Origin of the sequence: Amycolatopsis sp. NPDC004079, assembly GCF_040610415.1 — a bacterium.
GTDB lineage: Bacteria > Actinomycetota > Actinomycetes > Mycobacteriales > Pseudonocardiaceae > Amycolatopsis > Amycolatopsis halotolerans.
Map to the genome: position 1 here is coordinate 1 of NZ_JBEXMH010000061.1, position 11,948 is coordinate 11,948.

The window sequence follows — 11,948 nt, forward strand, 5'->3', positions numbered from 1 at the left end:
CTGAGGGTGGTTGTCAAGGCTGGAAAGATGCCTTGACAACCACCCTCAGACCGCATTTTGGCTTCGTATCGGGGTGCGGGGGTGGTGTGGGTGCAACGCCGGTTGGGCGCATCGGCCGCGGTTCGCGGGTGGCGGGGAACAGCGCCCCAATGTGGCATTGGGTGCATGCGACGCACCCAATGTGGCGTTCGGTGCATGCGACGCACCCAATGCCACATTGGGGCGCATCCCGGCGAGCGGCGGGCGGGGCGGGTCGTGAGGGGAACCCTCAGGGAATCTGAGTCTCTCAGGGTTCCCCTCACGGACCATCGCCGTCTCTGAAGTCCGTGAAGGGCTCCTTGCGGGAATTAGATTCCTTCAAGGAGCCCTTCACGGACTTCGGTGGTCAGCGGGTGGCGCTGGCGGGGGTCCAGAGGGCGTCGATTTCTCGTTCCGCCGCTGCCAGGCTTTCCTCGGCGTGGGGGCGGAATTCGGCCAGGCCTGGGTTGACGTCTGCCATGGTGAATTCCGCGGTGATGAAGCGCGGATCGAGGCCGGTCAGGGAGAGGCCGTGCGGGAGCCAGCCTTCTGCGTGGTCCCAGCCGTGCCGGGGAGTGCCTTCTCCGTAGCCGCCGCCTCGGCTGGCCAAGACCAGGAGTTCTCGGCCGGCGCCCAGCACTGACGGGTCGTCGCCGGCGGAGGCGATGAGGCGGTCTACCCAGGCTTTCACCGAACTGGGGGCACCGTAGTTGTAGAGCGGCAGGCCCAGCAGGACGGTGTCCGCGGCCAGGACCTCAGCCGCCAATTCCGCGCCGATTTGTGCGGCTTCGAGGTGGGCTGCGGTGTGCTCGGACGACGGGGTGATGCGGGCTTCCCAGGCCAGCGGGTCCAGGTGCGGGACCGGGTTCGCGCCGAGATCTCGGTAGGTCACCGTCCCGTCTGGGTGGGCTGAGCGCCAGGCCTGAGCAGCACGGGCGCTGAGTTTGCGGCTTACCGAGCGGTCGCCGTTGATGCTGGAGTCGAGGTGCAGCAGGTGTGCCATGTCGATGACCGTCCGTAGATAGTTTGTGTTGGACAAACCATTTATAGCACGGCAGCTACCCGGCGCGTCTCGTAGACTGGACACATGGCTCCGCTGCCGCTCGTCGCCCAGGCTCCGCGCAGGTCTGGTGCGTTGCTCGAGCACTTCGCGCGACGGATCCGGCTGCGCGCGGAAAGCGTGCTGGCTCCGTTCGGGCTGCGGCCTCGGCATCTGATCGCGCTGACGGTCCTTCAGACGCGCGGGTCCAGCACTCAGCAGTCCCTCGCGCAGATCCTCGAGATGGACAGCACCAACGTCGTCGGCCTGCTCAACGACCTCGAAAACGACCAGTTGATCGAGCGGCGGCGGTCGCCGGAGGACCGTCGACGGCACGTTGTCGTGCTGACTGAGCGCGGGGCGAAGGAGCTGGCTCGCGCGGAGGCGGCGCTCGCGGCGGTCGAGGACGAGGTTTTCGCGGCGCTTGACCCTGACCAGCGCGAACAGCTCTACAACTTGCTGTTGCAGGCGGCTTCGGGGACGGTCGACAGCAGCTCGTGCACGGAGGAACCTCCGGCCTGCTGAACGGGGGCAGCGAAATGGACGGTGCCGCCGAGCGGCTCGCGAAGTATCGCGCGATGCGCAACTTCGCGAAGACCGACGAGCCGTCTGGTGCGAACGCTCCCAAGGAACCTGGTCACCGGTTCGTCGTGCAGCGGCATCGGGCGCGGCGGAAGCATTACGATTTCCGGCTCGAGCTCGGTGGCGTGCTGGTCAGCTGGGCGGTGCCGAAGGGGCCGACGCTTGACCCGAAGGCGCGGCGGATGGCTGTGCACGTGGAGGACCATCCGCTGGAGTACGCCGATTTCGAGGGCGTGATCCCGCACGGCGAATACGGCGGCGGCGACGTGATCGTGTGGGATCGCGGACGCTGGGAGCCGGTCGACACCGACGATCCGGAGCAGGCGCTCGCGGACGGGAACCTGCACTTCGATCTGTTCGGCGAGAAACTGGCCGGGCGCTTCGTGTTGATCCATCCCAAGCGGGACGGCGACGGGAAGCAGTGGTTTCTGCTGCACAAGCAGGATGACCACGCGACGACGGGCTGGGACGCGGAGGATCATCCGAAGTCGGTGAAGAGCGGGCTCACCAATGACGAGATCGCTGCGGCGCCGCCCGCGTTGTGGCGGGGCGATTTGCCTGCGGCCGAGGCGGAAGTGCCGTTGCATGCGGTGTTCGAGCCAGCGTCGGAGGACGAACTCAAAGCGCTGAGCGAGCTTGGCAAGCAAGGTGCGTGGACGGTCGCCGGGCGGCAGCTGAAGGTCACCAACCTCGACAAGACGTTGATTCCCGGCCGCGAGGGCGAAGCGCCGATCACCAAACGCGAGCTGATCGAGTACTACACCCGGATCGCGCCGACGATGCTCCCCTACCTCGCCGGCCGCGCGCTCAACACCAACCGGTTTCCCGGCGGCGTCGGCAAACCCGGTTTCTGGCACAAGGAAGTGCCCGACCACGCGCCGGAGTGGCTGCATCGCTGGCATTACGAGGCAGCCGACCCCGGCGACGTGCAGCAGTACCTCGTGCCCTCCGGCGTCGCGGATCTGGCCTGGCTGGCCAATTTCGCCGCGCTGGAGCTGCACGCCTGGACGTCGCGCACGTCCGACGTCGAGCATCCGACCTGGCTGCTGTTCGACATCGATCCCGGTTCCGAGACGTCCTTCGACGACGTGCTCGCGCTCGCCCGGCTGCACCGCACCGCGCTCGACCACTTCGGGCTCGTCGGGCGGCCGAAGACGACCGGGCAGCGCGGCATTCAGATCTGGGTTCCGGTCGAGCCGCGGTATACGTACGCCGAGACGCGGGCGTGGGCGGAAACCGTGTCGAAGTCGATCGGCAAGACCCTGCCGGACCTGGTGAGCTGGGCGTGGCACAAGGACCGCCGCGGCGGGCTGGCGCGGCTCGACTACACACAGAACGTGCTGAACAAAACCCTCGTCGCGCCGTACAGCGTGCGGCCGAAGCCGGGGGCGCCGGTGTCCGTCCCGCTGGAGTGGGACGAACTCGACGACCCCGATCTCACTCCGGATCGGTGGACGATCCGGACGGTGCTCGATCGCGTGGCGAAGACGGGAGATCCGTTCGCGCAACTGCTCGACGTGCACCAACGCCTGCCGCAGCTGTCGTGAAAATCCCCGCCGCGGCAACGACGGCGAAGCCGATCAGCAGGTAGCGCGCGGACGTCACCATCGACGGTGCGCCCAAGTTCACCAGCAGACCGGCGATCGACGCACCGAACGCGGTCGCCATCGTCAGCACGGTCGCGATCGCGGCCGCCGCTTGCTGACCGCTGGCCATCGCCGCGACCGACAGGTGCGGCATCGCGATGCCAATCCCGGTGCCGCCAACCAGAAGCACAACCAGCCACGCCAAGACCGAAGCGTTTTCCTGCTGCAGCAAGGCAAGCACGACGAACGCGAGAGCCAGCAGCGTCGGTCCGGCCAGACAGAGTAACCGGACCCGGCGTGCTGACGAACTGACTATCTGACTCGCCGACCAGCCGAACGAGAGTGCGGCGGAGAAGAATCCCGCTGCGGCAGGCGGCAATCCGCCAAGGTGCTGGCCGAACAGCGGCAGGAACGACTCCACCGACACTCCGGCCGCGAGGCACATGATGGTCAGGTAGATCCACTTCAGCGACGAGCCGGGTTCGTAGGTCGCAGCGGGCAGCACGCGGATCGCGGCGCGCTTCTCGACGAGCAGAAATGCCAGCACGAAGCCAAATCCCAGCACGATGAACGCGGCCATCGCGACGACGTTCGTCAAGATTCCGGCAACGCTCACCGCCCCAACCGCGCCCACGACGGCTACCAGCGCGAAGGCTGGCACGGGGGCCGTCTCGCCGCTTCGCTCACTGCGCGGAAGCGCCCGCGGCACCAACGCCGCGATCACGACAGCCGCGACCGCCAGCACGACGAACGCCACCCGCCACGAACCGAATTGCGCGAACAGCCCGCCGAGCGCCGGGCCGACGAGATTGCCGACGCCGAACATCGCCGAGATCAACGCACTCCCCCGCGCCCACAACTGCCGCGGCAGCGCGGAATGAATCACCGCGAACCCGAGCCCGGTCAGCAATCCCGCGCCCAATCCCTGCACCCCGCGACCGGCCAGCAGCACCGGCATCGCCGGGCTCACCGCGCACACCACCGAGCCCGCCGCGAAAACGCCGAACCCGAGGTAGTACGCGGTCGCGTTGCCGAGCCGGGCGAGCGCCCGGCCGACGAACATCGTCGCGACGACCTGCGCGACCAGGAACGCCGTCATGTTCCACGCGTAGAGCCGTTCCCCGCCGATGTCCGCGACCGCGGTCGGCAAAAGGCTTGCCGCCACGTAGATGTTGACCGCGCCGACGAGCACCCCACCGGCCAGCACGACCGCAGTGCTGAAGTGCGCTCCCAATTCGCGCCACGAACCCACTCTCTTCTCCTCCCGGATGCTTTATGCGGTCGCATCATCTCCGGGCGGGAGACCCCGGTAATCGGACAAAACAGGCGTGAACTGTGTCATATTCAGCGTTTGGTGAGCACCACCAGATAGCGGCAGGGCCGGGTGCCGGGATTCTCGTACGCGCAGTCGACCGGGCGGCCCAACTGGAGGCAGTCACCTTCCGCGAGTTCGTGCACCACTTCGCCTTCGTGGAAGCGCAGTTGGCCGGACAGCACCCAGACTTGGTGATCCGCGACGACATAGGAACTCGCCGGGAACCCGGCTATCGCGCCAGGCGGCAGGTCGATTTCCACCAGCTCGGTCGCGCCGTGCCCGGGCGGCGAGACCGCGCGGCGCACGTAGCCGGTGACCGGGTCTTGCCAGGTCGGCTGATCCTCGCGCCGGACAAGGCGGCGGTCGCCCCCCTCCGCGCGGGCGATGAGTTCGGACAGCGTGAGCCCGAGCGCGGTGGCGAGCCTGCTCAGCAACACGGCCGTCGGCTGCGCCTCGCCGCGTTCGATTTTCCCGATCATCGCGCGGGAAACTCCGGAGCGTTCGGCGAGCACACCAGCGGACAGCGCACGGTCCTGGCGGGCTTCGCGCACCGCCGCGGCGAGCGAAGCGGAGAGGGGATCGGTCACAGCGGTCGACTATAGCAGCGGTTCATGTCTACTATCGTGTACATGCTGATCCGACCTGCCGAAGAACGGGACGCCGAGGCCTGCGCGGCGATCTACGCGCCGTACGTCCGGGAAACCGCGATCACCTTCGAGACCGAACCGCCGACGCCGACGGAAATGGCGGCCCGCATCGCGAAAGCGACGAAGTCGTACGCGTGGCTGGTGCTGGAAATCGACGGCGCGGTCGTCGGGTATGCGTACGGCAGCCCGTACAAGGAGCGCGCAGCCTACCGCTGGTCGTGCGAGGTGAGCGTGTACCTGGCGCAGGATCGCCGACGCGCAGGTGGCGGAAAGGCCTTGTACGAAGCCCTTTTCGCCCGACTCGCCGAACGCGGCTTGCGCACGGCGGTGGCCGGGATGACCCAGCCGAACGAACCCAGCGTCGGGCTGCACCAGGCGATGGGCTTCGAGCTGATCGGAACCTGGCGGCGGATCGGCTGGAAACACGGTGCCTGGCGCGACGTCACCTGGATGCAACGCGAACTCGCCCCCGCGACAGACGCCGCGCCAGAAGAACCGCGCTAGTCCACCCCGAGGTCGAGTTCCTCGATGTCGTGCTCAAGCCGGGCCCGCCAGGACCACTTCGGTTCCGTCCAGTCCGTGTCCGACGGCGGCGGCTCCCCCAGCGGCAGCGCGGGATCGACCACGCCGTGCGTCACCCGGTAGGCCAGCGCTGACGTCGCCGCGCGGATCCACTTGTCGCCTGCCGCGCCGGACGGGGGCGCGACTCCGAACGCGTGCGTGAACCACACCGGCAGCAGCGCGCTCGACCCGATCGCCTCGGTGATCCGCTCGCGCAACCGGGAATGCAGCTCTTCCCAATCCCGTTCGCACTTCTCGATCTGCGGCAGCACCCGCGTCCGCGTCACCTCGTCCGCGGCCAGAAGTTGTTGCGCCGCTTCGGCGTCCTCCCGCGCGGCAGGCAACTGACGGTCCAGCACACCGCGCCGTCGAGCGACCACTTCGGGCAGTCGCGACTCCGCGTCGTCCCGTTCCGGCGTGCCGCGCTCGGCTGTCGCCAGCACCTCCAGCACGCCGATCAACGCCACTTCGCACTCCGCCAACGCTTTCTGCGCCTGAGGCAGCCGCGCGACGTCCTCTTCGTGCGGTCGGCGCTGGCTCGGCGTGAGCAGCTGCGCGGCGAGGCTGTGCCGCCGTTCCGCTTCGGCGGCGAGTTGCCGCAGCCGCGGGCCGACGTCATCCAGATCGACCACCGGAACCTTCTCCGACACCCGCACCGCGCGTTCGAGCACCAGCAGCCGCTGCCGGAGCCGTTCCAGCTGCCGGGCGGTGTGGTCGAGGCGGGTTTCGTGCCGGGAATGCGTTTCGGTGAACGACTCGACGGTCTCGCGCAGTTCGGAAAGGTCGCGGACGGTGCGGCTTTCCAGATCGTCGACGGTCTCTTGCATACCGCCGACAGTGTCGGTGAGAGCAACCAGTTCCGGATCGGCCTCCGGGCCTTCCTCGGCCGGGTAGTACTCGGTGTCGCGGTAGTACTCGGAGTAGGTCACCGCGCCTCCTGCACCAGAAACGCCACGGTCGCGACCATGGCGAGCGCCGCCAGAATGACCATGATCGGCTGGACGGCCGGTCCGGCCCCGATCAGCGCGACCGCGGTGAAGATCGCCGCCAAAGCCCCGCTGTACGCCGCCCGCTGCCGCCGGTTGACCATCAGCGGCGTCGGACCGAGCGGCCCGAACGCGATCCGCAAGCCAGCGCCCAGCAACGGCAACGCGAGCAGCAGCCAGACCGGGTTGAGCGCACCGAACAGCATCATCGCGCCGCTCACCATCCCGACGGCGACCGGCGCGACCGCCAGGTACAGCGTCGTCCGCTGCACCTTGCCGCGCTTCGCTTCCAACCGGGCGAGCCGCACCTGCTCGACGGCGGCGTCGACTTCCTTCTCGGTGCTCAGCAGCGTCTCCGCCCGCTCGACCAAGGCGTCGAGCGTCTGAGTACGTTCGTCGTCCGCCTGGTCCGGCAGCTGCGCCAGACCCGCGCGAATGTCACGGCGGAGCGCGGACGCGCGCGCCATCACGTGGTCGCGCTGGTCCTCTGCGGGCGTAGTCACCTCGCCACTGTAGGTACCAAACGCACCGAAGCCGGGGAACGACGCGACTTCCACCGGATCCAGTCAGAGGCTCAGCAGGTCCTGGCCGACGACCACCTCACCGTCGAACCCGGCCGCGGCGTGCTCGCGCCATACGTCGTCGGGAATGTCCGCATCAGTCGGGACGAAATGCGACAGCACGAGAGTCCGGACGCCCGCTTCCTTGGCGAGCGCACCAACCCGGTCGACGCTCGTGTGGCTCGCCAGGAGATGGTCCCGCAGCGTCGTGCCGTTGAACTGGCGCACCATCTCGTCGACCGCGGGGACGTACATGACCTCGTGCACCAGCACATCCGCGCCCTCAGCGAGCCGCACCAGGTTCTCGCACGGCGCGGTGTCGCCGGAAATCACGATGGACCGGTCCGCAGTGTCGATGCGGTAGGCAAAGGCGTCGACGATCGGCGGATGGTCCACGCGGGCCGCGGTGATCCGCACGTTCTCGTCCTCGAAGACCACGCCGTCCGCCGCGATCTCGTGCGGATCGAGCAGCTGGTCCAACGGACGCAGGCCCTCGTCGCCGACTCGGGTGTCGATGTCGAAGCGGTTCATCGCGAGGAAATGCCGCGTCATCTCCGCGAGGGGCGGCGGCCCGAACGCGGGGACGCGACGTTCCAGGTTCGCCGCCCAGGCCAGCAGGTAGAGGTTGCCGTAGTCGGCGTTGTGGTCGGAGTGGTGATGGGTGATGCCGACCGCGCGCAGCGAGTCCAGCTTGATTCCCGCGTGCACCAGCTGCCGGGCGACGCCGTTGCCGCAATCGATCACGTAGGTCGCGCCGTTGACGACGATCGCCTGCGCCGGAGCGCTCCGGGTGCGTTTCGGCGCGGGACCGCCCGCCGTGCCGAGAAGGATCAGTTGCGTGGTCATCCGCGCTCGCTTTCGAGGTTGAAGGAATCAGTTCGCGACCGGCGCGCCAGCCACACGCCGAACCCCAGCACACTCCAGGCTGCCAGCGCGAGGAGCGCGGGCGGCGTGATCTGCTTGAGCAGCAACCAGGTCTGCCCGCCCAGGATCGCGACGCCGAGCACGGAGAGAACGGCGTGCGACGTCCGGCGCATCCGGAACGGGGCCGCCGCGTGCAGTTCCGGCCGCAGCCGGCGCACCCGCCACGACGCGATGATCAGCAGAGTCAGCAACGGCCCGGTGACGATCGACGTCATGGCCGCGATGTTCGCGACGCTGAAGCCGGCGAGCACCGGGACCACGCCGATCAGGTAGAGGATCGCCAGCAGCCAGTGCGGGGTGCCGAACCTGCGGTTCACCGCGCCGAGCCCGGCGGGCAGCCAGCCGTCCCCGGTCGCGGAGAGCACGGGTTTCGTCGCGGCCAGCAGCAGCGAATTGATGTGCCCGATCACCGACGCCATCGCGCCGCCGAGGATGAAGAACGCGAACCCGCCCGGGGACAGGATGTGTCGGGCGACGTCGGACATCGGCTTGCCCGCGGACGCCCCCGCCCCGAGCACGCCCACCGACGGAATCGCCACGATCACGTAGATCACCGCCGCGACGAGGGTCCCGCCGACAACGGACAGCGGGATGTCGCGACCCGGACGCTTCATCTCGCCGCCGATGTCGGCGATGAGGAACGCGCCCGTGGTGGCGAAGGTGAGCATGGCCGCGGCGTTGAGCAAGCCGCCGATGCCGTGCGGGGTCAGGTTCCCGAACTCGCTCCACCGCACCTGCCCGGCACCCGCGATCCCGTACAGCAGGAAGGCGGCGAGCATGACGACCGCGAGCACGAGGCCGACCCGGCTGGAGAACGTCGCGCCCGCCAGGTTCGTCAGGAAGAACACCGTGATCAGGGCGATCGCGAGCGGCCGGACCGGAACGCCGGGCACGAGCGCGCTGACATAGTTCGCCCCGGCCAGCGCCATCAGGCTGAGCTGGATCACCGACACGGCGGACAACCACATCGACGCGAACCCGGCCCCGGGCGAGACCAGCCGCGCGGCGTAAGTGTAGCGGCCGCCGGTGACTGGCATCGCGCTGCCGAGGGACGCGATCGGCAGCGAATAGACGATCACCGCGAGCGCCGCGAGGGCGAAGGCGATCGGCGCGCCGGCCCCGGTCAGCGCGATGGCGGTGCCCATCAACGCGACGACCCCGCCGCCGACTACCTGGTGAAACGAGACTCCGACGGCTTGGAAGAGGGAGATGCTTCGTTTGAGGTTCGCGTCTGCGGGTTCGGTCGGCATCGTGATCACTGCCTTCTGCTGGCCGTTGTCGATCGGCACAGCGTCACCCAATCCGCGGCGGTGCGGAAATACCGAATACCTGCCGCGGCATAGCTGTTCGGGAATACCGCCGGGATAGCCGGGCAGGCATGGCAACGAGCGAATCAGGTATTGGACGGGCATGGCGTCCGGCAAGAACGATGAGGGGCCCGCGTTTTCCGATTTGGGGAGTTCCCATGACTGAGGCCGCTGCCCGCGATCTCGACGCTCAGGACCCGTTGCCGACGTCGCGGGCGCGGTTCCACGTCCCGCCCGCGACCGGCGGCGGCTACGCCGAGACGGCCTACTTCGCCGGGAACTCCCTGGGCCTGCAGCCGATCGCGACTCGCGCCGCGCTGGACGCGGAACTCGACGACTGGGCGCGGCTCGGCGTCGAGGGGCACGGCGAGGCCGAGCGTCCGTGGGTCTCCTACCACCGGCAGTTGCGCGATCCGGCGGCGCGGCTCGTCGGTGCGCGGCCGGGCGAGGTCGTGATGATGAACTCGCTGACGGTCAACCTGCACCTGATGATGGTCAGCTTCTACCGGCCGACCCCGGAACGGCACGCGATCCTCATCGAGGACACCGCTTTCCCGTCCGACAGCTACGCGGTCCGCAGCCAGGCCGCGTTCCACGGCTACGACCCGGACGAAGCGGTCATCCGGCTTTCGCCGCGTCCCAGGGAATCGACGTTGCGCAGCGAGGACGTCACCGGCTGGCTCGCTGAGCACGGGCACCGGGTCGCACTCGTCCTGCTGGGCGGGGTCAACTACTACAGCGGGGAATTCCTCGACATCCCGGCGATCACCCGTGCCGGGCACGCCGCCGGAGCGGTCGTGGGCTGGGATCTCGCGCACGCGGCGGGCAACGTGCCGCTGCGGCTGCACGACTGGGGCGTCGACTGGGCCGCTTGGTGCACCTACAAATATCTCAACAGCGGTCCGGGTGCGCTCGCCGGAGCGTTCGTGCACGAACGGCATCTCGCGGATCGGTCGCTGCCGAAGCTGGCGGGTTGGTGGAGCACCGACCCGGACGTGCGGTTCCGCATGCATCCGACGGTGACGCCGGTCGACACCGCCGATTCCTGGCAGCTGTCGAACCCGCCGATCCTCGCCATGGCCCCGGTGCGGGCTTCGCTGGAAATGTTCGACGCGGTGGGCATGGATGCCTTGCGCGCCAAGAGCATCCGGCTGACCGGCTACCTTGAGACGCTGCTCGACGAGGCCGGTGCGGGGCGTCCGATGGAGGTCCTCACGCCCCGCGAGCCAGACCGCCGGGGAGCGCAGCTTTCCGTCCGGCTGCACGGTTTGGACGCCGATGCGGTCAGCGCCGCGTTGCGCACCCGGCACGGAGTCATCGCCGACGCCCGCCGCCCCGACGTCATCCGCCTCGCGCCGGTGCCGATGTATTCCACCTTCCACGACTGCTGGCGCGCGGCGACCGCGCTGGCGGACGTCGTCAGCGGTTCTTGCGCCGGATCTTGATCGCGCGCAAGTCGGTGACCGCGTAGTTCAGGTCCCGATACGGCAGTCCGTGCTCGGCCAACGCGGCGGTCGCGCCGTCTTTGGCCGCGCGTTCGTCGTCGTCCGGACCGGCCGGGACCTGGCAGCGGAAGGTGAACGCCGTTGCGTTGACGTCGTAGCTGAACGTGCCTTCCTCAGTGAAGGCCACGTCGGTCTTAGCCGCCAGCACCGCACGGGCGCTCTCGTCGAGAGCGTCGAATTTGCCGCGGATGATCACGCGGAACGCGTCCATGTCAGGCGTCCTTTCGGGTCGCATAAGTCAGTACTTGGTCGCTGAGCAGGCCTTCAACCGCATCGAGGAGCGTCAACGCCGCCTCCGCGATGTCGTCCGGCCGCTCGCCGGCGACGGTGCGTTTGCCGATCTCGCCGTACAGCAGGCTGTGCGCCCACCCGATCTGCGCGGCGACCAGCCCGGGCACCGGATCCCCCTGCGCCGCACCGGTTTCCGCGGTCAGCAGATCGGCGAGTTCGGCGACCATCTGCTGGCCGAGGTCCTGCAGCCGGGCGGCGAGCGTGGGCGCGGCCAGCATCATCGGCAGCACCCGGCCGAACCCCGGACTCAGCCCGATCGTCCTTGAGCGCTGCTCGATCTCGCCGCGCAGACGGTCCAGCACCGCGCGCGCCGCGGACACTCCTGACCCGCGCGCTCGCACGATCTCAGCCAGCCGTCCCGCCGAGGCTTCCGACGGCGGCAGCACCAGGTCTTCCTTGACGCGGAAGTGGTTGTAGACCGTGTTGACCGCGACGTCGGAAGCCTCCGCGACCTCGGCGATCGTCACTGCGTCGAATCCGCGCTCGACGAACAGGCGCAGCGCGGTTTCCGCGACCCGCCGCACCGTCTCCTGCTTCTTCCGCTCCCGAAGTCCCACGCCGAAGAGTGAAGCAGACTCCAAACTTGGTGTCGACTCCATTTTTCTGCCCGGGTCCCGCGGATATCGG

At 68.8% G+C, this 11,948-nt stretch carries 13 protein-coding genes; 4 read left to right on the forward strand and 9 right to left on the reverse strand.

Annotated elements, in window-relative coordinates; all coding sequences use genetic code 11:
- Window positions 1-385 precede the first annotated feature (385 nt).
- A complete protein-coding gene (locus ABZX37_RS39455) occupies window positions 386-1,021 on the reverse strand; it encodes an NAD(P)H-dependent oxidoreductase (RefSeq protein WP_354748501.1) in 636 nt (211 codons plus the stop codon).
- Window positions 1,022-1,105: 84 nt separating this feature from the next.
- Between ABZX37_RS39455 and ABZX37_RS39460 the strand changes: the two genes are divergently transcribed.
- Window positions 1,106-1,582 (forward strand): MarR family winged helix-turn-helix transcriptional regulator, encoded by a 477-nt coding sequence (locus ABZX37_RS39460; protein ID WP_354748503.1) that lies wholly within the window; start codon window positions 1,106-1,108, stop codon window positions 1,580-1,582.
- Window positions 1,583-1,596: 14 nt separating this feature from the next.
- Window positions 1,597-3,186, forward strand: a complete 1,590-nt coding sequence (locus ABZX37_RS39465; RefSeq protein ID WP_354748596.1) for a DNA polymerase ligase N-terminal domain-containing protein — start codon at window positions 1,597-1,599, stop codon at window positions 3,184-3,186.
- On the opposite strand, the gene ABZX37_RS39470 is transcribed toward ABZX37_RS39465, so the two are convergent.
- Both ABZX37_RS39470 and ABZX37_RS39475 read right to left on the reverse strand, forming a co-directional pair.
- Window positions 3,077-4,477 (reverse strand): MFS transporter, encoded by a 1,401-nt coding sequence (locus tag ABZX37_RS39470; protein WP_354748505.1) that lies wholly within the window; start codon window positions 4,475-4,477, stop codon window positions 3,077-3,079. The two genes, ABZX37_RS39465 and ABZX37_RS39470, sit on opposite strands and share 110 nt — an antisense overlap.
- Window positions 4,478-4,569: 92 nt before the next feature.
- Window positions 4,570-5,127, reverse strand: coding sequence for an XRE family transcriptional regulator (locus ABZX37_RS39475; RefSeq protein ID WP_354748507.1), 558 nt, complete (start codon window positions 5,125-5,127; stop codon window positions 4,570-4,572).
- A 42-nt stretch (window positions 5,128-5,169) separates the two neighbouring features.
- Between ABZX37_RS39475 and ABZX37_RS39480 the strand changes: the two genes are divergently transcribed.
- A complete protein-coding gene (locus tag ABZX37_RS39480; protein ID WP_354748509.1) occupies window positions 5,170-5,691 on the forward strand; it encodes an N-acetyltransferase family protein in 522 nt (173 codons plus the stop codon).
- Here ABZX37_RS39480 and ABZX37_RS39485 read toward each other — a convergent pair.
- The 4 genes from ABZX37_RS39485 to ABZX37_RS39500 all read right to left on the reverse strand — a co-directional run bounded on the left by ABZX37_RS39485 (window position 5,688) and on the right by ABZX37_RS39500 (window position 9,507).
- Window positions 5,688-6,677: a hypothetical protein gene (locus ABZX37_RS39485; protein WP_354748511.1), complete on the reverse strand. Its 990-nt coding sequence runs from the start codon at window positions 6,675-6,677 to the stop codon at window positions 5,688-5,690. The genes ABZX37_RS39480 and ABZX37_RS39485 overlap by 4 nt on opposite strands.
- Window positions 6,674-7,237: a hypothetical protein gene (locus tag ABZX37_RS39490; RefSeq protein WP_354748513.1), complete on the reverse strand. Its 564-nt coding sequence runs from the start codon at window positions 7,235-7,237 to the stop codon at window positions 6,674-6,676. Before ABZX37_RS39490 ends, ABZX37_RS39485 begins: the two co-directional genes overlap by 4 nt.
- Before the next feature lie 63 nt (window positions 7,238-7,300).
- Window positions 7,301-8,140, reverse strand: a complete 840-nt coding sequence (locus ABZX37_RS39495) for an MBL fold metallo-hydrolase (protein WP_354748514.1) — start codon at window positions 8,138-8,140, stop codon at window positions 7,301-7,303.
- The gene (locus ABZX37_RS39500) at window positions 8,137-9,507 is read right to left on the reverse strand and encodes an APC family permease (protein ID WP_354748516.1); all 1,371 of its coding nucleotides are present in this window, start codon (window positions 9,505-9,507) and stop codon (window positions 8,137-8,139) included. Before ABZX37_RS39500 ends, ABZX37_RS39495 begins: the two co-directional genes overlap by 4 nt.
- A gap of 176 nt (window positions 9,508-9,683) precedes the next feature.
- Here ABZX37_RS39500 and kynU point away from each other — a divergent pair, with 176 nt between their 5' ends.
- A complete protein-coding gene (kynU, locus tag ABZX37_RS39505) occupies window positions 9,684-10,970 on the forward strand; it encodes a kynureninase (protein ID WP_354748518.1) in 1,287 nt (428 codons plus the stop codon).
- On the opposite strand, the gene ABZX37_RS39510 is transcribed toward kynU, so the two are convergent.
- Together ABZX37_RS39510 and ABZX37_RS39515 are read right to left on the reverse strand one after the other, a co-directional pair.
- Window positions 10,945-11,241, reverse strand: a complete 297-nt coding sequence (locus tag ABZX37_RS39510) for a DUF6204 family protein (RefSeq protein ID WP_354748520.1) — start codon at window positions 11,239-11,241, stop codon at window positions 10,945-10,947. The genes kynU and ABZX37_RS39510 overlap by 26 nt on opposite strands.
- 1 nt (window position 11,242) lies before the next feature.
- Complete coding sequence (locus tag ABZX37_RS39515; protein WP_354748522.1) at window positions 11,243-11,878, reverse strand: helix-turn-helix domain-containing protein; 636 nt, start codon at window positions 11,876-11,878, stop codon at window positions 11,243-11,245.
- Window positions 11,879-11,948: the final 70 nt, after the last annotated feature.